This window comes from Streptomyces sp. NPDC005955 (genome assembly GCF_042871255.1).
In the GTDB taxonomy this organism is placed as follows: Bacteria; Actinomycetota; Actinomycetes; order Streptomycetales; family Streptomycetaceae; genus Streptomyces.
Map to the genome: position 1 here is coordinate 72,795 of NZ_JBIAIF010000005.1, position 19,710 is coordinate 92,504.

At 71.9% G+C, this 19,710-nt stretch carries 15 protein-coding genes; 10 read left to right on the top strand and 5 right to left on the bottom strand.

Annotated features, from left to right (window positions below; translation table 11 throughout):
* Positions 1 to 468: 468 nt before the first annotated feature.
* A complete protein-coding gene (locus tag ACFYOU_RS14840) occupies positions 469 to 3,816 on the top strand; it encodes a GH92 family glycosyl hydrolase (RefSeq protein ID WP_391305896.1) in 3,348 nt (1,115 codons plus the stop codon).
* A gap of 207 nt (positions 3,817 to 4,023) precedes the next feature.
* Here ACFYOU_RS14840 and acnA read toward each other — a convergent pair whose 3' ends face one another.
* Entirely contained in the window at positions 4,024 to 6,738 is a 2,715-nt protein-coding gene (acnA, locus tag ACFYOU_RS14845) for an aconitate hydratase AcnA (protein WP_389766173.1), read from the bottom strand.
* 438 nt (positions 6,739 to 7,176) lie between these two features.
* Here acnA and ACFYOU_RS14850 point away from each other — a divergent pair, with 438 nt between their 5' ends.
* Together ACFYOU_RS14850 and ACFYOU_RS14855 are read left to right on the top strand one after the other, a co-directional pair.
* Positions 7,177 to 7,692 carry a hypothetical protein gene (locus tag ACFYOU_RS14850; RefSeq protein ID WP_389766171.1) on the top strand — a complete coding sequence of 172 codons (516 nt, stop codon included), beginning with the start codon at positions 7,177 to 7,179 and terminating at the stop codon, positions 7,690 to 7,692.
* Positions 7,693 to 7,721: 29 nt separating this feature from the next.
* Positions 7,722 to 8,393 (top strand): hypothetical protein, encoded by a 672-nt coding sequence (locus ACFYOU_RS14855; RefSeq protein WP_391305899.1) that lies wholly within the window; start codon positions 7,722 to 7,724, stop codon positions 8,391 to 8,393.
* Between the two features lie 33 nt (positions 8,394 to 8,426).
* Here the strand turns inward: ACFYOU_RS14855 and ACFYOU_RS14860 are convergent, their stop codons facing one another.
* Positions 8,427 to 9,089, bottom strand: coding sequence for a TetR family transcriptional regulator (locus tag ACFYOU_RS14860; RefSeq protein WP_391305901.1), 663 nt, complete (start codon positions 9,087 to 9,089; stop codon positions 8,427 to 8,429).
* A 241-nt stretch (positions 9,090 to 9,330) separates the two neighbouring features.
* On the opposite strand from ACFYOU_RS14860, the gene ACFYOU_RS14865 reads away from it, so the two are divergent.
* The 4 genes from ACFYOU_RS14865 to ACFYOU_RS14880 all read left to right on the top strand — a co-directional run bounded on the left by ACFYOU_RS14865 (position 9,331) and on the right by ACFYOU_RS14880 (position 12,978).
* A complete protein-coding gene (locus ACFYOU_RS14865) occupies positions 9,331 to 9,822 on the top strand; it encodes an SgcJ/EcaC family oxidoreductase (RefSeq protein ID WP_391305903.1) in 492 nt (163 codons plus the stop codon).
* 257 nt (positions 9,823 to 10,079) lie between these two features.
* Positions 10,080 to 11,609: a helix-turn-helix domain-containing protein gene (locus ACFYOU_RS14870; RefSeq protein WP_385488127.1), complete on the top strand. Its 1,530-nt coding sequence runs from the start codon at positions 10,080 to 10,082 to the stop codon at positions 11,607 to 11,609.
* Positions 11,610 to 11,893: 284 nt separating this feature from the next.
* Positions 11,894 to 12,298, top strand: coding sequence for a hypothetical protein (locus ACFYOU_RS14875; protein WP_389766165.1), 405 nt, complete (start codon positions 11,894 to 11,896; stop codon positions 12,296 to 12,298).
* 137 nt (positions 12,299 to 12,435) lie between these two features.
* The gene (locus ACFYOU_RS14880; RefSeq protein WP_389766164.1) at positions 12,436 to 12,978 is read left to right on the top strand and encodes a GNAT family N-acetyltransferase; all 543 of its coding nucleotides are present in this window, start codon (positions 12,436 to 12,438) and stop codon (positions 12,976 to 12,978) included.
* 75 nt (positions 12,979 to 13,053) lie between these two features.
* Here the strand turns inward: ACFYOU_RS14880 and ACFYOU_RS14885 are convergent, their stop codons facing one another.
* The 3 genes from ACFYOU_RS14885 to ACFYOU_RS14895 are packed head-to-tail and all read right to left on the bottom strand — an operon-like array spanning position 13,054 to position 16,557.
* Complete coding sequence (locus ACFYOU_RS14885; protein WP_389766162.1) at positions 13,054 to 13,932, bottom strand: geranyl diphosphate 2-C-methyltransferase; 879 nt, start codon at positions 13,930 to 13,932, stop codon at positions 13,054 to 13,056.
* Positions 13,933 to 13,948: 16 nt separating this feature from the next.
* A complete protein-coding gene (locus tag ACFYOU_RS14890; RefSeq protein WP_391306306.1) occupies positions 13,949 to 15,148 on the bottom strand; it encodes a family 2 encapsulin nanocompartment cargo protein terpene cyclase in 1,200 nt (399 codons plus the stop codon).
* The gene (locus tag ACFYOU_RS14895) at positions 15,145 to 16,557 is read right to left on the bottom strand and encodes a family 2B encapsulin nanocompartment shell protein (protein ID WP_389766160.1); all 1,413 of its coding nucleotides are present in this window, start codon (positions 16,555 to 16,557) and stop codon (positions 15,145 to 15,147) included. Before ACFYOU_RS14895 ends, ACFYOU_RS14890 begins: the two co-directional genes overlap by 4 nt.
* Positions 16,558 to 16,995: 438 nt before the next feature.
* Between ACFYOU_RS14895 and ACFYOU_RS14900 the strand changes: the two genes are divergently transcribed.
* The 3 genes from ACFYOU_RS14900 to ACFYOU_RS14910 all read left to right on the top strand — a co-directional run bounded on the left by ACFYOU_RS14900 (position 16,996) and on the right by ACFYOU_RS14910 (position 19,672).
* Complete coding sequence (locus ACFYOU_RS14900) at positions 16,996 to 18,192, top strand: nucleotide disphospho-sugar-binding domain-containing protein (RefSeq protein ID WP_391305907.1); 1,197 nt, start codon at positions 16,996 to 16,998, stop codon at positions 18,190 to 18,192.
* Positions 18,193 to 18,285: 93 nt separating this feature from the next.
* Positions 18,286 to 19,092 carry an AAC(3) family N-acetyltransferase gene (locus tag ACFYOU_RS14905; protein WP_391305909.1) on the top strand — a complete coding sequence of 269 codons (807 nt, stop codon included), beginning with the start codon at positions 18,286 to 18,288 and terminating at the stop codon, positions 19,090 to 19,092.
* A 133-nt stretch (positions 19,093 to 19,225) separates the two neighbouring features.
* Positions 19,226 to 19,672, top strand: a complete 447-nt coding sequence (locus tag ACFYOU_RS14910; RefSeq protein WP_391305911.1) for an ATP-binding protein — start codon at positions 19,226 to 19,228, stop codon at positions 19,670 to 19,672.
* Positions 19,673 to 19,710 lie beyond the last annotated feature (38 nt).

Below are 19,710 nucleotides of genomic sequence, written 5' to 3' on the forward strand. Positions count from 1 at the left end.
GGTGAACCGGACCCTCCCCGGCACCGCGGTGTGATGAAGCTGGGGTCGAACACAAAACCACGGGATCGGCTGGAATGCGCGGAACGGGCGTCCCCCAGACGCCGCTGTCCCGCCTTCCCCCATCCCCCCGGTCGGTCCGCGGCTCGAAGTGCTGCGGACGCGCACAGGTATAGTCCACTTGCAGACACCCGGGCAAGATCGAATGCGAGTTTGGGCGCCAGTCTTTCCCTAGTTGAGACCTCACGGATATCAGCGCGGTACGCCACCACCCCACGCTCGTGCCCGACATGGGATGAATTCGCCTTCGCGCATCCGATGACCTGATGAAATGCCCGCACGACGCCCCCCGGGACCTCCGTCCGCCCCGCGACACAGGGGCAACACCCTTGCCGGCAGCGGCCACTTGCCACGCTACTGTTCGTTCCGCAGCGCAATTGACAACGTTGTCTCCCTGCTGCGGAGGAGCACATGCGGCGTCGAATCCGGCACGGAACCCATCGAACCGCCGTAGCGGTCTGCACGGCCCTGCTGCTCCTGGGCGCCGCCGGACCGGGCACGGCCGACACCCCGCCCGACACCGCGTTCACGTCCTCCTTCGAAACCGGCCACCCCGCGCCCGAGCGGCCGGACCCCGACGGCACCGACCCGTCCGGGCAGCCGCCGGCCTCGGGGGCGACCCTGGAGTCCTCCGTCGACCGCGGTCCCACCCGCTCCCCCACCGCCAAGACCCACGCCGGCTTCACCGGGACCGGAGCACTGCACTACCGGGGCGCGCACCGGGCGGACGGACGGGCGCACGCCCGGCACGAGGTCTTCGACGTGGACGTCCGGGTGGGCCCGGACACCGAACTCGGGTACCGGATCTTCCCGGAGATGGCCGACGGGGACCTCGACTACCGCGCGACGCACGTCTCCGTGGACCTCGCGTTCACCGACGGCACCCTGCTGAGCCGGCTGGGCGCCCGCGACCAGCACGGCTTTCCGCTGAGCCCGCAGGGGCAGGGCACGGCGAAGGTGCTGTACGTCAACCAGTGGAACGACGTCGTCTCCCGGATCGGCACGGTGGCCCGGGGCCGCACCGTCGACCGGGTGCTCCTCGCCTACGACGCGCCTAAAGGTCCGGGACAGCTCGGCGGATGGGTGGACGACCTGGTCCTGCGCACCGCGGGCGACCGGGCCGCCGACCCGCGCGCCCGTCCCTCCGACCTGGTCTCGACGGTCCGCGGCACCCACTCCAGCCGCGCCTACTCGCGCGGCAACACCTTCCCCGCGACGGCGGTTCCGCACGGCTTCAACTTCTGGACGCCGATCACCGACGCCGGTTCGCTGACCTGGCTGTACGACTACGCGCGCGGCAACGGCGCGGACAACCTGCCGACCCTCCAGGCGTTCGGCGCCAGCCACGAGCCGAGCCCGTGGATCGGGGACCGGCAGACCTTCCAGGTCATGCCGTCCACCGCGTCCGGCACCCCCGACGCCGGACGCCGGGCACGGGCCCTGGCCTTCCGGCACGAGAACGAGACGGCGCGGCCCCACTCCTACGGGGTGACGTTCGAGAACGGTCTACGGGCCGAGATGGCCCCCACGGACCATGCGGCGGCCCTGCGGTTCACGTTCCCCGGCGAGGACGCCAACCTGCTGTTCGACAACGTCTCGGACCGGGCGGGACTCACCCTCCGCCCGGACAGCCGTGAGGTCACCGGCTACTCCGACGTGCGCTCGGGGCTCTCGGCGGGGGCGACCCGACTGTTCGTGTACGGGGTCCTCGACCGGCCGGTGCGGCGCGCCGGCCCGCTGAGGAGCGACGCGGGCGGCGAGGTCGCCGGCTACGTCCGCCTCGACGCGGGTCCCGAGCGCACCGTCACGCTGCGGCTGGCGACCTCGCTGATCTCCCTGGAGCAGGCGAAGGACAACCTGCGCCAGGAGATCCCGGAGGGCACCCCGTTCGAGGCGGTGCGGGCGGCGGCCCAGCGGCAGTGGGACGCGCTGCTCGGCCGGGTGCGGGTGAAGGGCGCGAGCCCGGAGCAACTCACGACCCTGTACTCCAACCTGTACCGGCTGTACCTGTACCCCAACTCCGGCTTCGAGACGGTGGACGGCTCCCCCCGCTACGCCTCGCCGTTCTCCCCGCAACCCCGCCCGGACACCCCCGTGCGCACCGGGGCGCGGATCGTCCCGGGCCGGGTGTACGTCAACAACGGCTTCTGGGACACGTACCGCACCACGTGGCCCGCCTACGCGTTCCTCACCCCGGAGCACGCCGGGCGCCTGGTCGAGGGGTTCGTGCAGCAGTACCGGGACGGCGGGTGGACCTCGCGCTGGTCGTCGCCGGGGTACGCGGACCTGATGACGGGCACCTCCTCCGACGTGGCCTTCGCGGACGCGTACCTGAAGGGCGTCCGCTTCGACGCGGAGCGCGCGTACGAGGCGGCGCTGAAGAACGCGACCGTGGTGCCGGCCTCCTCCGGGGTGGGCCGCAAGGGCATGGCCACCTCACCGTTCCTCGGGTACACCAGCACGGCGACCCGCGAGGGGCTCTCCTGGGCCGTGGAGGGCTTCGTGAACGACCACGGCATCGGGCGGATGGCCCGGGCCCTGTACGAGCGCACGGGGCAGCGCAGGTACCGGGAAGAGGCCACGTACTTCCTCGACCGGGCGCGGCACTACGTGAACCTCTTCGACGCGCGGGTCGGGTTCTTCCAGGGGCGGGACGCCGAGGGCCGTTGGCGGCTGGACCCGTCGGCGTACGACCCGCGGGTGTGGGGCCACGACTACACCGAGACGAACGGCTGGGGGTACGCCTTCTCGGTGCCGCACGACACCCGGGGGCTGGCCAACCTGTACGGCGGCCGGGCGGCGCTCGCCGGACGGCTCGACCGGTACTTCGCCACGCCGGAGACGGCCCGGTTCCCCGGCTCGTACGGTCGGGTCATCCACGAGATGACCGAGGCCCGGGACGTGCGGATGGGCCAGTACGGGCACGCGAACCAGGTCGCGCACCACGTGGCGTACCTGTACGACGCGGCGGGACAGCCCTGGAAGGCGCAGGCGAAGGTCCGCGAGGTGCTGGCCCGGCTGTACACGGGCTCGGCGATCGGGCAGGGCTACCACGGGGACGAGGACAACGGCGAGCAGTCGGCGTGGTACCTGTTCTCCGCGCTGGGGTTCTATCCGCTGGTCCTGGGCGGCGGGGAGTACGCGGTGGGCTCGCCGCTGTTCACCGAGGCGAGCGTGCGCATGGACAACGGCCGCACGCTGGTGGTGCGGGCGCCGCGCAACAGTGCCCGGAACGTGTACGTGCAGGGCCTCACCGTCAACGGGAAGCCCTGGGGTTCGACGGCCCTGCCGCACGAGGTGCTGGCCCGGGGCGGGGTGGTGGAGTTCGCGATGGGGCCGCGGCCCTCGTCCTGGGGGACGGGGCCGGGGGCGGCGCCCGCCTCGCTCACCGGGGACGACCGGCGGCCGGCGCCCCGTTCGGACCTGTTGCGGGGCGCGGGGGCGTTGTTCGACGACACGTCGGCGACCTCGGAGCGGGTGCGGTCGGTCGCGTTGCCGGTCGTGCGGCGGGGTCGGCCGGTGCAGTACACGTTGACCTCGGCGGAGCGCGGCGGGGCGCGTGTCGGCTGGGTGCTTCAGGGTTCTGCCGGGGGCGCGGGGTGGCGGACGCTGGACCGGCGGGTGCGCGAAGGGTTCGCCTGGGGGCGGCAGCTGAGGGTGTTCTCCGTTCCCCCGGGGGGTTCCCCCGTCGCGTACGAGCGCTACCGCTTGGTGTTCGACCGGGAGGTCGCGCTGGCGGAGGTGGAGCTCCTGGGCTGACGCCTGCGCTGCTCCTGCCCAGGTGCGCTGTGGTCTTGCGCAGTTCCCCGCGCCCCTGAGGGGGCACGCCCCGCCGTCGCACATCCGCCCGCCCGCCAGGGCGCCCCTTAGGGGCGCGGGGAACTGCGCGGGCAACCACCGCGGACCCGCAGCCGGATACGACAGAGTGCCGCGCCCCCGGGCGGGAGCGCGGCACTCTTCCGTGGACTACTTGCGGATCAGCGACCGCAGCACGTACTGCATGATGCCGCCGTTGCGGTAGTAGTCGGCCTCACCCGGAGTGTCGATGCGGACGACCGCGTCGAACTCCACACCCGTGTCGGTGGTGACCTTGACGGTGCGCGGGGTGACGCCCTCGTTCAGCTCGGTGACACCGGTGAAGGAGAAGGTCTCCTCGCCGGTCAGACCCAGCGAAGCGGCTGTCGCGCCCTCGGGGAACTGGAGCGGCAGGACGCCCATGCCGATGAGGTTCGAGCGGTGGATGCGCTCGTAGGACTCGGCGATGACGGCCTTGACGCCGAGCAGCGCGGTGCCCTTGGCGGCCCAGTCGCGGGAGGAGCCGGAGCCGTACTCCTTGCCCGCCAGCACGACCAGCGGGATGCCCTGGTCGATGTAGTTGCGGGAGGCGTCGTAGATGAACGACACGGGGGCGTCGGCCTGCGTGAAGTCGCGGGTGTAGCCGCCCTCGGTGCCCGCCGCGATCTGGTTGCGCAGCCGGATGTTGGCGAACGTGCCGCGGATCATGACCTCGTGGTTGCCGCGGCGCGAGCCGTAGCTGTTGAAGTCGCGACGCTGGACGCCGTGCTCGGTGAGGTACTTGCCGGCCGGGGTGTCAGCCTTGATGGCACCGGCCGGGGAGATGTGGTCGGTGGTGACCGAGTCGCCCAGCTTGGCCAGCACCCGGGCGCCGGAGATGTCGGAGACCGGGGTGGTCTCCATCGTCATGCCCTCGAAGTACGGGGGCTTGCGCACGTAGGTGGACTCGGTGTCCCACTCGAAGGTGTTGCCGGTGGGGATCGGCAGCGCCTGCCACTGGGCGTCGCCCGCGAAGACGTCGCTGTAGGACTTGTTGAACATGTCCTCGCCGATGGCGTTGGCGACGACGTCGTTCACCTCGGCCTCGGTGGGCCAGATGTCCTGGAGGTAGACCGGCTTGCCGTCCTGGTCGATGCCCAGGGCCTCGGTGGTGATGTCGATCTTCATCGAGCCGGCGAGGGCGTACGCGACGACGAGCGGCGGGGACGCCAGGTAGTTCATCTTGACGTCGGGGTTGATCCGGCCCTCGAAGTTGCGGTTGCCGGACAGCACCGAGGTGACCGCGAGGTCGTGCTCGTTGACGGCCTTGGAGACCTCCTCCGGCAGCGGGCCGGAGTTGCCGATGCAGGTGGTGCAGCCGTAGCCGACCAGGTTGAAGCCGACCTTGTCGAGGTAGGGGGTGAGCCCCGCCTTGTCGAAGTAGTCGGTGACGACCTTGGAGCCCGGGGCCAGGGTGGTCTTCACCCACGGCTTGCGGGTGAGGCCCTTCTCGACCGCCTTCTTGGCCACCAGCGCGGCGGCGACCATGACGTACGGGTTCGAGGTGTTGGTGCAGGAGGTGATCGCGGCGACGGTGACGGCGCCGTGGTCGATCTCGTAGGTGGTGCCGTCGGGGGCCGTGACCTGGGTCGGACGGGTCGGCACGCCGTTGGTGGCGGCCGGGGCGTCGGACGCGGGGAAGGACTCCTTGCCCGCCTCCTCGTCGTCGGCCACGTAGTTGCGGACGTCCAGCGCGAACTGCTGGGCGGCGTTGGCGAGGACGATGCGGTCCTGCGGGCGCTTGGGGCCGGCGATGGAGGGCACGACCGTGGAGAGGTCGAGCTCCAGCTTCTCCGAGAAGTCCGGCTCGGCGGCCGGGTCCAGCCACAGGCCCTGCTCCTTGGCGTACGCCTCCACGAGCGCGACCTGCTGCTCGCTGCGGCCGGTCAGGCGCAGGTACTTCAGGGTCTCGTCGTCGATCGGGAAGGTCGCGGCGGTGGAGCCGAACTCCGGCGACATGTTGCCGATGGTGGCGCGGTTGGCGAGCGAGGTCGCGGCGACGCCCTCGCCGTAGAACTCCACGAACTTGCCGACGACACCGTGCTTGCGGAGCATCTCGGTGATGGTCAGCACCAGGTCGGTGGCGGTGGTGCCCGGGGTCAGCTCACCGGTCAGCTTGAAGCCGACGACGCGCGGGATGAGCATCGAGACCGGCTGGCCGAGCATCGCGGCCTCGGCCTCGATGCCGCCGACGCCCCAGCCCAGCACGCCGAGGCCGTTGACCATGGTGGTGTGCGAGTCGGTGCCGACCAGGGTGTCGGGGTACGCCTGGCCGTTGCGGACCATGACGGTACGGGCCAGGTGCTCGATGTTCACCTGGTGGACGATGCCGGTGCCGGGCGGGACGACCTTGAACTCGTCGAACGCGGTCTGGCCCCAGCGCAGGAACTGGTAGCGCTCGCGGTTGCGGCCGTACTCCAGCTCGACGTTCTGCGCGAAGGCGTCGTTGGTGCCGAACTTGTCGGCGATGACGGAGTGATCGATGACCAGCTCGGCCGGGGCCAGCGGGTTGATCTTCGCCGGATCGCCGCCCAGCTCCTTGACGGCCTCGCGCATGGTGGCGAGGTCCACGACGCAGGGCACGCCGGTGAAGTCCTGCATGATCACGCGGGCCGGCGTGAACTGGATCTCCTGGCTGGGCTGGGCCTGCGAGTCCCAGCCGCCGAGGGCCCTGATGTGGTCGGCGGTGATGTTCGCGCCGTCCTCGGTCCGGAGCAGGTTCTCCAGTAGCACCTTCAGGCTGTAGGGAAGGCGCGCGGAGCCCTCGACCTTGTCCAGCCTGAAGATCTCGTACGACTCGTCACCCACGCTCAGCGTGGCACGGGCGTCGAAGCTGTTCGCCGACACGACAGTCTCCTTCTTCATTGCGCGTCTACCGCAATCGCAAATCCTGCCGCCACGGCCTCTCGCCGATCCGCTAAGGTAAGGCTAAGTTAGGTTGACCTTACCGAGTTGGCGGCTGCGGTACGCCTAGGCAGATATCTCGATGTCGAGATAACTCTAGTACATCGCGGCCGCTCGGTCATGCCCGGACCCCGGTTGTTCCCGGCCCGTCACCGTGCGCAGGGCGCCGGGTACGAGGCGTTCCCGGCCGGCGCCCGGGCCCCTGCGAAGGGCGCCCAGCCCTTCCTCGCGCCCCCGCGCGACCGCCCCCGCGCGCCGGTGTCGACCCGCTCGGCCGGGCGCCCGCCGGCGGGGGTTCCGGTCGGTATCCCGCCACTGGCGAACCGCGACCTCCGCGGACGGCTAAAGTCCTGGTGCCGAGCACGAACGTCAGGGGGGATCATGCAAGCGCGTCTGGGGCCGCTGGAGCGGTACGCCGACGGAGGGGGCGGATGGATCATCGGGGACCCCAGGCAGGAGGGCGGGGCCTTCTTCGTGCTCCGGGCCGACGGCGCAGCCCACCGTGCGGCCGGGGCGCCGGAGCGGGTGGTCACCTGGGACCGGTTCCTCGATCTCGACACCCTGGTCACCTCGACCCGGGAGAGCCCCCGCCCGACGGGCGGGGCCACCGACCTCGCCGGCGAGGTCCCCGCACCCGGCGCCGGGTCCTGCCTCCGGGCGACCCTGCGCGACCCCGACGAGAACTGGGTGGGGAGGTTCAGCCACCACGCGCGGCTCTACACCGTGAGCGAGGTGCTGTTGGCGGGCGAACTGTTGCGCCAGACCGTCGAGGCCGGGCACGCGGCATGGCTCGGCGACCTCGGGTGGCTCGACCACACGGTCGGACGGCTCGCACCGCTGGAGCCCCGGACGAACCGGGCCGCCCGCCTCGCGGTGGCCGAGGTGCTCGCGAGCTGAGCCGGCGGGACGGGGACCGGGGGAAGCACATGGGACTGGACCTCACCGTCGTCGTCGTGGACTGGCGACGGCTGGCGGACGCACCGCCCGGGCGGCGGTTGGCGCTCCTGGAGTCCGCACTCGACGAGGACGCGGACCGGTGCCGCTGCGGTGCGCACTGCGCGGACGGGCGGTGCGACGGGGGCACCGGCTGCTGGGACTGCCCCGACTGTGCCGATCCGGACGCGGGGTGGATACCGCCGCGGGCCCCGGGGCACCCCTGGTACCTGGCCTACGAGTTCACGCTGACGTGCGGCTCGTTCAAGCCGCACTTCTGGGCCGGCGAGCGCTGGGAAGAACTGCGGGTGACCCCGGCGGCCCACCGGGTGCGCGGCGCCCTGGACTCCTTCCTCGCGGGTCTCCTGTGGGTGCCGCCCGGCGAGGAGGACGCTCCGGAGCCCCTGCTCGCCGCGACCCCCGACCGACCGGGCGCCCCGCTGCTGGTCTCGGCCGCCCCCGGCGCCGCGGCGCTGCGGGCGGCCGCCTGGCGTCGGGCCGCGCCGCACCTGGCGGATCTGCGCGCACCGTTCGACGCCCGGCCGGCCCGGCCGAACGGCTGGGTGGAGACGTACGAGGAGTTCGCCCGATTGGTGCGCGAATGGGGCGAGGTCACGGCGGCCGCGGAGCAGCGCGGCTGGGGCGTGGTCGGACTCGGTCGCTGACGCGCCCGGCGCTGCCGGAGTGCGCCGCGGCGCTCAGTCGCGGGCCCAGCGCTCGGTGAACAGGCGCGCGGAGGGCGGCCCGCCGGGTAGCGGGTCCGTCCCGGGGGCGCGCAGTCCCTCCAGGACCAGGGCCACGATGCGGCGCCGGGCCCGGTGCGCTTCGGGGAGGAGGTCGTCGCGGCCCTGTTTGCGGAGCTGGTCCAGGACGGGCGAGGTGCCGAACTGTTCGATGAGGAGCGACAGGTCCACCGCGGTGACGTCCGGGCGCAGGACGCCCGCCCCGCGGGCCCGGTCCACCAGGGCGCCGAACAGTCGGTCGGAGCGCTCGCTGGCCTCCCGCATGGCCTCGGTGACCTCGATGGTCCCGGCGACGGGGCCCAGTGAGCCCTGGCCGAACTCGACGCAGGTGACGACGAAGTCCGCGAGGCCGGACCAGGGGTCGGGGTCCGCGAGCCCCCGCTCGGCCGCCTCGGCCCAGTGCTCCACGGACAGTTGGCTGAGCCGCTGGAACAGCTCCTCCTTGGTCCGGTAGCGGCGGTAGAGGCTGCCGATGCCGACGCCCGCCCGCGCGGCGATCGCGGCGACCGAGGCGTGCGCGCCCTCGGCGGCGAGGACCTCGCGGGCCGCCTGGAGGAGGGCACGGTCGTTGCGCTCGGCCTCCGCCTGGCGGGGGCCTCGTCGTTCGGAAGGCGTCATACGGCCGCATCGTAATCGGCGGTGCGGCGGCGGTCCTTCGCGGCATCGGAGCCGGGCCCCGGGCGCACTCCAGGACCCGTGGCCCGTGGGGGAGTTCGGGCGCTCCCGACGAACCCGTTCGCCGTACCCCCTTGCGGAGCGAATCGCTCCGCACCTAAGGTGGCGTTCCAACCGGAGCAAAATGCTCCGCAGTTCGACACCGACGGACTGCCGGAGCCTCCACACCAGAGGGAGCACAGCCATGACCGACACCCACACCACGCCGACCCCCGGAACCGAAGCGGTCGCAACCCCGGGCCCGGCACCCGCGACCCCCGACGCGACCACCCGGGAGGCCGACCTCGCCGCGATACGCCGGGTCGTCTCGGACGCCAGCACCCACCAGAGCGACCCCGAGCGCTTCCTCCCCCTGTACACCCCGGACGCATCCGTCGTGAACTTCGGCGGACGGCGGGTGCTCGGCCGGGACGCACTCGAACAGGCCATGCACGCCGCACTCGCCTCTCCCCTGGCCAAGGTCCTGACGACGGTGGAGATCCTGGACGTCCGCTTCGTCCGCCCCGATGTGGCGGTCGTGGTGAGCGTGAAGCACGTTTCGGACGAACGGGAGGAAAGCGAAGGAAAGCCGCTGCCCGGAACGTCCGGCTCCCTCACCCACGTCCTGGAGAAGAGCGGCGAGCCCGACACCGGCTGGAGGATCACCCACTCGCAGACCACGCCGATCCTGAGCTGAACCGCACGCGCCGCCACGGGCCGGCCCCCTCCTCCCCGGCCGCCCCGGACGGCGCAAGCCCGCTTGCCGCGGCCCCGACGCACCACCGAGGATCGAACCCGGGAAGCGCCCGCATCCGGACGAGCACGGACGGACCGGACACGCGACCCTCCGGTCGATCCGGTCGGGTGACTCCGTCACCCGTCCGCGGACCCCATCAACTCCGATGGCTCACCCTGACGGTAACTTCATCTCATATCTGAGATAGCCTGCGGCACATGGCAGACGACTACCTCGTACGCATCGGCAAGCTCATCCGTGACGCGCGACAGCATCGCGGCTGGACCCAGTCCCAGCTCGCCGAAGCGCTCGGCACAAGCCAGAGTGCCGTCAACCGCATTGAACGCGGGAACCAAAACATCAGCCTTGAGATGATCGCGCGCATCGGCGAAGCGCTCGACAGCGAGATCGTGTCCCTGGGGTACGCGGGACCCATGCATCTGCGGGTGGTCGGCGGACGCCGTCTGTCCGGTTCCATCGACGTCAAGACGAGCAAGAACGCCTGTGTCGCGCTGCTGTGCGCCACGCTCCTCAACAAGGGCCGCACGGTCCTGCGCAGGGTCGCCCGGATCGAAGAGGTCTTCCGTCTGCTGGAGGTCCTCAACTCCATCGGGGTGCGCACCCGCTGGATCAACGACGGCGTCGACCTGGAGATCGTGCCGCCCGCCCAGCTCGACATGGCCGCCATCGACGCGGACGCGGCCCGGCGCACCCGGTCCATCATCATGTTCCTCGGTCCGCTGCTGCACCGCATGGACCACTTCAAGCTCCCCTACGCGGGCGGCTGCGACCTCGGTACCCGCACCATCGAGCCGCACATGATCGCCCTGCGCCGGTTCGGCCTGGACATCACCGCCACCGAGGGCCTCTACCACGCCGAGGTCGAGCGGGACGCCCAACTCGACCGGCCCATCGTCCTCACCGAACGCGGCGACACCGTGACCGAGAACGCGCTGCTCGCCGCCGCCCGGTACGACGGCACGACCGTGATCCGCAACGCCTCCTCCAACTACATGGTCCAGGACCTCTGCTTCTTCTTGGAAGCGCTGGGCGTGCGCGTCGACGGCATCGGCACCACCACCCTGACCGTCCACGGCGTGCCCACCATCGACGTCGACGTCGACTACTCCCCCTCCGAGGACCCGGTCGAGGCGATGAGCCTGCTGGCCGCGGCCGTCGTCACCGAGTCCGAGCTGACGATCCGCCGGGTGCCCATCGAGTTCCTGGAGATCGAACTGGCGGTCCTGGAGGAGATGGGCCTCGACCACGACCGGTCCGCCGAGTACGTCGCCGACAACGCCCGGACCCGGCTCGTCGACCTCACGGTCCGCCCCTCCAAACTGGAGGCGCCGATCGACAAGATCCACCCCATGCCCTTCCCGGGCCTGAACATCGACAACGTCCCGTTCTTCGCGGCCATCGCGGCGACCGCCCAGGGCAAGACCCTCATCCACGACTGGGTCTACGACAACCGGGCGATCTACCTCACCGACCTCAACCGGCTCGGCGGCCGGCTCCAACTCCTCGACCCGCACCGGGTCCTGGTCGAGGGCCCCACCCGCTGGCGCGCCGCCGAGATGATGTGCCCGCCCGCACTGCGCCCGGCGGTCGTGGTGCTGCTCGCGATGATGGCCGCGGAGGGCACGTCCGTGCTGCGGAACGTGTACGTCATCAACCGCGGCTACGAGGAGCTGGCGGAGCGGTTGAACTCCGTCGGCGCGCAGATCGAGACGTTCCGCGACATTTGACGCACGGGTGCCGGCGCGCCCCGGTCCGACCTGCTGAAACCCAGGTCGGACCGGGGCGCGCCGGCGTCTGTCCGGGACGTACTCCGGGCAGGGCGCTGAGCAGCCCGGACAGTCGGCGGCTGTCCGGGACGGTCGGCTCCCGTTGCCCCACCTGTCGACGGTCAGCAGTCTGTGCGGTGTCCGGCCGGCCCCACCGTCGCTCCGCAGCGGGCGGATGACGTCCGTCCCGCTCGGGTCGGTGGACGTTCAGCAGGACCACGGGCTTCCCTAGTGAAGGAGTACCCATGCACATGCCTCGACTCGTCACACGCGCCCTCACCGTGGCCGGAGTCGGTCTCGCGGCGGCTGCACTGGCAGCCCCGCATGCCGTCGCCGGGACCACCCATCCCAACGTCAGCTGGTACGACGGGACGTTCACCGGCACGTCCGTGGTGGTGAACCCCACCAACGTGAAGAGCTACGGCAAGCTGCGCGACTTGGCCAATCTGCCCGGCGGCACCGCCTTGTGGGTGAACATCAACACCACCACGGGCAACTACAACAGGGAGGTCGGTCGCGTCTCCAGCGGCGGGAGCAGGACCGGACACTGGGACCAGCTTCCTTTCGGTGGCAGGTTCCTGAACGGAAAGATCACGCTGTGCAGCTCCACCGGCGGGGGCGGATGCGGCACTCCCGTCAGCATCAGGTGATCGCCCGGCGGGAATCCCTGCACCCCCGCGGTGATCGGGGAGCCGTCGGGGAAGCCCGCCCGGCCAGCGGGGTGCAGCGGCCCGGAACGCTCCCCGTTATCGTGAACTGGTCCTGACCAGGCCAGGGAGGTCCCGCCATGAGCAGCATCACGTCGCCCTTCCCCGAGCAGATCGCGCTCTCGGGGGAAGGACTCGTCCTCCGTCCGTGGACGGAGTCGGACCTGGCCGCGATGCCGGAACTGTTCGACCACCCCGACATCGCGTACTGGACGCCGATCGCCTCGCCCTTCGACGCAGCGGCCGCCCGTGCACGGCTGGACCGGAGCCGACGGCTGCGGGCGGAGGGCACCGCCCTCCTGCTCGCCCTCACGGTCGACGGCGGCGCACCGCTGGGCGAGGTGATGGTGCGGCGGGCCCCCGAGGGCACGGAGATCGGGTACGCGGTCGGCCCCGCGCACCGCGGCCAGGGCCTGGCGGCACGGGCGGTACGGGTGATGGCCGCGTACGCCTTCGAGCAGTTGGGGGTGGAGCAGGTCATCCTGGAGCTGGAGGCCGAGAACGCCGCCAGCGTCGCCGTGGCCGAGCGGGCGGGCTTCGCACTGCTCGACGTCCCCCTGATCACGGGCGAGGACAAGGGGCGGGCCTACGCCTTGCAGACCTGGGGGTTGCGCCGCCCGTGACGCCGCCGCGCCCCCGCCCGCCCCGCTGGCACGCGGGTCGGGCGGGGGTGCGGCGGTGCACGCCGGAGCGTGTGGTCAGACGCGGTCCGCGGCGATCAGCAGGTACTGGAACGAGCCGTCCCGGTAGGAGTTGATGAACGCCTCCTCGATCCCGGTGACCAGTGAGGAGGTGGCCCTCAGCTCCCAGTACGGCAGGGTCGCCTCCGTCAGGTCCACCACGGCCTGCGGGACGAGACGGTTGTCGGCCATGGCGCGCAGGTACTCCCGACGGGAGTGGATGTTGCACTCGAAGTGCGCGTTGATCTGCGAGACCCACTTGGACGGCTGCCCGTAGACGGGGTTCCAGCAGCCCGTGATGGTGACGTAACGGCCGCCGGGGGCGAGGATCCGCGCGTGTTCGGCGAACAGGTCCTGCAGGTCGACGTACATGCTGGACTCGTTGTTCCAGGAGGCCGCGGCCCGCCCGCTCTCGAAGGGCATGTCCAGCATGTTGCAGACCCGGGCCCGTACGGACCCCTCGTAGTCGAGTTCGCGGGCCCGCCCGTTGGCGAAGTCGGCCTGCTTGGCCGAGAGGGTGACCCCTTCGACCCGGCAGCCGAAGCGCTGGTGCGCCATGACCATCGAGCCGCCCCGGCCGCAGCCGGCGTCCACGACTATGTCGTCCCGCTGGACCGGGCCGAGGTGGTCCAGCAGCACGTCGGCCTGGGCGGACTCCAGTCGGTGCAGTTCGGCGATCAGACGCTGCTCGTACCCGGGTGCGCCGGGGTCGCCGAGGGCGGCGCGGTCGACGTCGCCGATGCCGTAGTGGTGGTGGTAGAGGCCGTCGACGTCACCGAGCCGTAGGTTGACGGGCCTGGCCTCGTGGTTCCAGTAGCGGGCGATGTCGCCCTGGTAGGGCGTCGCGGGCGCGGAGACGAGGCTCTCGCGGGGGGTGGTCAGTTCGGGCGTGGTCACGAACGGTGTTCCTTCCTCACCAGAAGTCCGGCAGGCTGTAGCGGTAGGTGTTGTTCTGGTGCCAGTGGTGGTTGCCGTCGACCCACACGGCCACGCCGCGCAGGAAGCGCACCAGAGTGGGCAGGGGGCAGGCCGCGGCGAGGGCCGCCGACTCGGCCTCGAACGCGTGCATCAGCTCGTTGTGGACCTCGACCGCCTTGAGGTACGCGTCCTTCTCGGTGCGTTCCTCGCGTTCGGCGATCACCACGGGCAGGTTCAGGTGCCGGCCCGGACTGTCGAGTTCCTTGGTGTAGGAGTAGAGGTCGTTGACGATGGTGGTGGCGTTGGAGGCGAGCGCGATCACCCGTTGGAGCTCCGGCCGGGCGTGCAGGTCCGCCGGGAGTTCGTAGCCTCCGACGGTGTCGGTGATGGTGGGGCAGGGGCGGAAGTTGTTGAACTGGCGCATCGCCAGGTACTCCCACACCTCGGGGACGTGGTCGGTCTGGTCCCAGGCCGCTTCGGCGAGGTACCCGAGGTGCAGTCGGGCCATGTCGTGCCGGAAGCGGTCCGCCTGGGAGGGCGTGGCCGCCCGGAGGAAGTGCTCCATCGCGGAGTGGTAGGCGCGCCGGGGCGCGTCCGCCCCGCGTGACCCCTCCCACGCCGGTGCGTACTCGCCCGTGGTGTGCACCGGGTCGAGCACCGTGTGGGCCAGCAGCAGCCGGCCGCCGAGTCCGACGGGCGAGCCCCCGTGGTCCTCGCAGTAGCAGTCGTCGACCGCGTTCTCGGCGACCATCAGCCGGGCGGCGACCAGCACGTGGTCGGTGGTGGGGGCGTCGGGGTGACAGACGGTCATGTAGCGGCCGATGCCGAAGCCGTCGAACTCCTCCTCCCATTCGGGCGGGTACAGCTCGATCTCCTCGATCGCCCATTCCTTGATCCGACGGCTGACCTCGGCGGTGCGGACGGGGTCGGGCTCCGGTACGGGATGGTGGTACAGGCCCGGCACGGGACGGCCCTCGTCGGCCGGTCCCGTGCGCCGTGCCGGGTGCAGCCCCGACGTGCCCAGACCGGTCGGGCCGCGCAGAACCCGGTGCAGCGCATCGGTGCTCATGGTCGCACCACTACTCCTCGCGTGAAGTGCTCGGTCGCCGGGCGCCGGCGGGGGGCCGGCGCCCGGCACTGCGGCTCGGGGCCCGACCGCCAGCCGGGTCCGGGGCGGCCGGGCGGACGGACTCAGGCGCCGGTACGGGCGATCTGCACGTTCTCCAGCACGCCGAGCGCGTCGGGCACCAGGACCGCGGCGGAGAAGTAGGTGGTGACCAGGTAGGAGATGATCGCCTGCTCGTCGATGCCCATGAACCGCACCGAGACGCCGGGCTCGTACTCGTCCGGGAGACCGGTCGGGTTGAGCCCGATCACGCCCTGGTTCTCCTCGCCGGTGCGCATCACCAGGATCGAGCTGGTGTTCTCCTTGCTGATCGGGATCTTGTTGCACGGCAGGATCGGCACCCCGCGCCAGGCGGGGACCTGCTGGCCGCCGACGTCGACGTGGTCGGGGTAGAGGCCGCGGGAGTTGAACTCCCGCCCGATCGCGGCGATGGCCCGGGGGTGGGCGAAGAAGAACTTGGAACCGCGGCGGCGGCAGAGCAGTTCGTCGAGGTCGTCCGGGGTCGGCGGGCCGGAGTGGGGCTGGATGCGCTGGTTGAAGGCCGCGTTGTGGAGCAGCCCGAACTCACGGTTGTTGATCAGCTCGTACTCCTGGCGCTCGCGCAACGCCTCGACCGTGAGCCGCAGTTGCTGCTCGGTCTGGTTCATCGGCTGGTTGTAGAGGTCGGCCACGCGGGTGTGGACCTTCAGCACGGTCTGCGCGAGGGAGAGTTCGTACTCCCGGGGGTTGAGCTCGTAGTCCACGAAGGCGCCGGGGAGTTCGACCTCGCCGCTGTGGCCGGCGGACATCGCGATCTCCGCCTCGCCCCGCTGGTTCTGCCGGTGTTCCGACAGGGCGCGGAACTCGTTCAGGTGCGCCTGGAGGGACGGCGATCCGGCGCTCACGGAGTCGAAGTCGGCGCGGGAGAGGGTGAGCAGGGTGCCGGCGGTCCTGGCGACGGCGGTGTACTCCCAGACGGCGTCCGGGTCGAGCAGCGCGTCCTGGCCGAACCGGTCGCCGTCCGCGACCACGCCGGTCACGTGGTCGTCGCCGTACGGGCCGGTGGCGATCTTCTCGATCCGACCGTGGGCGACCAGGTGGATGCGCTCGGCGGGGGCGCCGCGCTCGGCCAGCACCTCGCCCGCGCGGAAGTCGCGCTGGACGCACCGTCCCGCGAGGGCGGCCAGCACGTCCTCGTCCTCGAAGCCGCGGAGCAGCGCCAGTTCGCCGAGTTCCTGCGGGATGACCCGGACCTCGGCCCCGTCCTGGATGAATTCGATCCGGCCGTCGCCGACCGCGTAGGTCAGCCGGCGGTTCACGCGGTAGGCGCCGCCGGAGACCTGCACCCAGGGGAGCAGCCTGAGCAGCCAGCGGGAGGTGATCTCCTGCATCTGCGGGACGGACTTGGTCGTGGTGGCGAGATTGCGGGCCGCCGCGGTACTGAGGCTGCTCTGGGGGCGCGGTTCTCCGAGCGCTTCCTGGCTGGTCTCCACGGTCACGGGCAGGGCTCTCCTTCAGGAGGTCGGGCATTGCGGAACACGCGCACGGCGGGGCGAAGGCGCGGCGGGGAGTGGATGCGGAGGTGGGGCGCAGTGGGGGCGCCCCGAACCACGAGAACCGTAGGCGCAGGCCCGCCACCTGGGCCATTGGGAGACGTGATCACTCGCTCGATGAAGTGAACTTGTCGCATGAGACGTTTATCCGAGCCGAGGGCCGTCACGCGCCCGCTCGGTAAGGGGTGACCTCATGCGGGGTCTCCCGCCCCTCCGGCCGTGGGCGCCGTCGGTGCCCGGGGGTTGTCCGGAAGCCGTCGGGTGCCGTTGACCGGTGGGGAGCGTCACCGTACGTTCGGTGCGCGGCGCTCCGCCCGGTGTGGTCAGGGGGTTCCGGGACCGGGAGAGGGGTGTGGCTGGTTCGTGCGCGTTCTGGTAACGACGATGGGCAGTCCGTCGCACGGCCGTGCCCAGTTGCCCCTGGTGGGGGCGCTCGTCGCGGCGGGGCACCAGGTGCTGGTGGCGACCACGCCGGCGCTCGCCTCCGTCTTCGCGCACGAGCGGGTCCGGGTGGTGGAGTGCCTGACGGACCAGGTGCCCGGGTACCACGAGACACCGCGCCTGTTCGAGCTCGCCGAACGCAAGGACCTGGCCGAACCCGAACGGCAACGCCTGATGGGACGCGTGTTGGCCGCCGCGTTGACCGGGACGAGCGCGCGGGAGATGCACGCGGCGCTGCGGCCGGTCGTCGAGGACTTCCGGCCGGACCTGATCCTCCGCGACGGCATGGACATGAGTAGCGTGCTGACCTCGGAGCGGCGGAGCGTGCCGCAGTTGCCGACGCCTTCGGGGGCGAGCAACGTCCTCGACCCGGTCGACCTGTTGCCCGGGCTCAACGAACTGCGCGCCGAGAACGGGTTGCCGGTCCAGGACGACCCGCTGTCCCTGGTCCCGTACGGGCGCGTCGACTACGTACCGGCCGGGTACTCCTTCGCCCGGCACCTGCCCACGTCCCTCGCGTACCGGCAGACCCTGACCGTGGGGCGCGGGTCGGCGTTGCCGCCGTGGGTGGTCGACCTCCCCGTGGACCGGCCGCTGGTCTTCGCCGCGCTCGGCACCGCGCTCCCCCATCTGCTGCGCGAGTCACAGGGGCGGGGGTCCGGTCGGTTGCCGTTCCCGATGCCCCACCCCGTGGAGACGATGCGGTCGATCACCCGGGCGGCGGCCCTGCTGGCGGACTGCACGGTGATCGTGGCCTCGGTGGGCCTGCCGGTGGAAGCGGAAGCACTGCCACCGCACGTGCGGCTGGTCGAGTACCTTCCGCAGCCGCTGCTGTTGGAGTCCGTCGACCTCTTCCTCACCCACGGCGGGTTCAACAGCGTCCGGGAAGCGCTGCGCACCGGTACGCCGATGGCCGTGCTCCCGCAGTTCGGCGACCAGTTCTCGAACGCCGAGCGGGTGGTGGAACTGGGGCTGGGCCAGCGGGTCGGCGAGGCCACGCCGGAGGGCATCGCACGGGTCTGCCGGGCCGTGCTGGCCGACCCGGAGGTCTCGGCCCGCGCCCGGCGGGCCCGGCTGGCGATGCTGACCCTCCCCGAGGCCGAGCGCGCGGCCGGCGACCTGGAGCGGATCGCCGGCTGACCGGGTCGGGGCGGCCGGTGCCGTGGTGCGTCTGCCGGGCGGGGGCGGAATCCCGTTGGCGCGGCGGCACCCGTTCCGGAACACTGGGCGCCCATGTCCGTGAAGCCCTTGACCGGCCCCCTGTGTACCCGTGATTCACTCGCCGCCGACCTGCGGGCCCTGGGGCTCGCCCCGGGCGGGACCCTCCTCCTGCACGCATCGCTCAGCTCGCTCGGCTGGGTCTGCGGGGGTCCCGGTGTGGTGGTGGGGGCGCTGCTCGACGTGCTGGGCGGTGACGGGACGCTGGTGGTGCCCGCGCACACCGGCGACAACTCCGATCCGGCCGACTGGGAGGACCCGCCTGCTCCCGAGGCGTGGTGGGCGGACATCCGGGCCACGATGCCGGCCTTCGACGCGCGCACCACGCCCGTCTTCGGGGTCGGGGTGATCCCGGAGACCGTACGCAACTGGCCCGGTGCCGTGCGCAGTTCCCACCCGCAGTCCTCCTTCGCCGCCGTGGGCCCGCGTGCCGAGGCGCTCGTGGACGGCCATGCGCTGGACTGCCGGTTCGGGGAGCGCAGCCCGCTCGCCCGGCTGGAGGAGGCGGGGGCGCGGGTCCTGCTGCTGGGCGCGGACTTCTCCTCCTGCACGGCGTTCCACCTGGCCGAGTACCGGGTTCCCGCGCCGCAGGAGGACCACTCCTTCGCGGTGATGACCCCGCGGGGCCGTGCGTGGTGCACGGTGCGCGACACCGCGGTCTCGGCGGACCGTTTCGACGAGCTGGGGGCTGCCTTCGAGCGGGCCCGGCCCGTGCTGCGGGGCGCGGTGGGCGGGGCGCGCGCCCGGCTGTTCGACCTTGCCGACGCCGTGGCCTACGCCGAGTCCTGGCTGGTCGAGCACCGGCCGCACGGCGACGGGTGACCGTACCGGCGACGGCAGGGGGTGTGACCAGGGGCGCAGGTGCGGGCTTCGCCCCGCGTTCGGCGGACGGGGGCCACCCCGTACCATTCATGAAGTTGACGGCCGGACCATCTGCGCCCCGAACGGACCCGCCTTGCACGAGTCATCCGCCCCCGCCTCCTGGCGCATCGCGCTGCCCCACTCCACCGCGGCGGTGCCGGTGGCGCGCGCGCTGGTGCGGACGGCGCTCGCCGACGCGGCCGACACCCGGGACACCGCCGACTGCGACACGGCCGAACTGCTCACGGCGGAACTGGTGGCGAACGCCGTCGAGCACACCTCGGGCGACGAACCGATCGAGTTGGTCGTGGCGCTGCTGCCCGGCGGTTGTCAGGTCGAGGTGCACGACCCCGATCCGTGTCCCCCGGGCAGCCTCACCCGCCCCGCGCTTTCGGAGCCGCCCGACCCCTGGCAGGAGCACGGGCGGGGCCTGCTGCTGATCCGCGCCCTCAGTTCGGCGTGCGGACACCGGGCCACCGAGTCCGGCAAGGCCGTGTGGTTCACCCTCTCCGCCGTGCCCGGGCCCCGCCACGCCCACTGAGCACTTCCCCCCGGCGGACCGCGCAGAACTCCCTCCTT

What these genes read in the sequence shown, in the direction of transcription:
- ACFYOU_RS14840 (WP_391305896.1), top strand. Translation starts at nt 469, where the DNA reads ATGCGGCGTCGAATCCGGCACGGAACCCATCGAACCGCCGTAGCGGTC.
- ACFYOU_RS14850 (WP_389766171.1), top strand. Translation starts at nt 7,177, where the DNA reads ATGCAAGCGCGTCTGGGGCCGCTGGAGCGGTACGCCGACGGAGGGGGC.
- ACFYOU_RS14855 (WP_391305899.1), top strand. Translation starts at nt 7,722, where the DNA reads ATGGGACTGGACCTCACCGTCGTCGTCGTGGACTGGCGACGGCTGGCG.
- ACFYOU_RS14860 (WP_391305901.1), bottom strand. Translation starts at nt 9,089, where the DNA reads ATGACGCCTTCCGAACGACGAGGCCCCCGCCAGGCGGAGGCCGAGCGC.
- ACFYOU_RS14865 (WP_391305903.1), top strand. Translation starts at nt 9,331, where the DNA reads ATGACCGACACCCACACCACGCCGACCCCCGGAACCGAAGCGGTCGCA.
- ACFYOU_RS14870 (WP_385488127.1), top strand. Translation starts at nt 10,080, where the DNA reads ATGGCAGACGACTACCTCGTACGCATCGGCAAGCTCATCCGTGACGCG.
- ACFYOU_RS14875 (WP_389766165.1), top strand. Translation starts at nt 11,894, where the DNA reads ATGCACATGCCTCGACTCGTCACACGCGCCCTCACCGTGGCCGGAGTC.
- ACFYOU_RS14880 (WP_389766164.1), top strand. Translation starts at nt 12,436, where the DNA reads ATGAGCAGCATCACGTCGCCCTTCCCCGAGCAGATCGCGCTCTCGGGG.
- ACFYOU_RS14900 (WP_391305907.1), top strand. Translation starts at nt 16,996, where the DNA reads ATGGGCAGTCCGTCGCACGGCCGTGCCCAGTTGCCCCTGGTGGGGGCG.
- ACFYOU_RS14905 (WP_391305909.1), top strand. Translation starts at nt 18,286, where the DNA reads ATGTCCGTGAAGCCCTTGACCGGCCCCCTGTGTACCCGTGATTCACTC.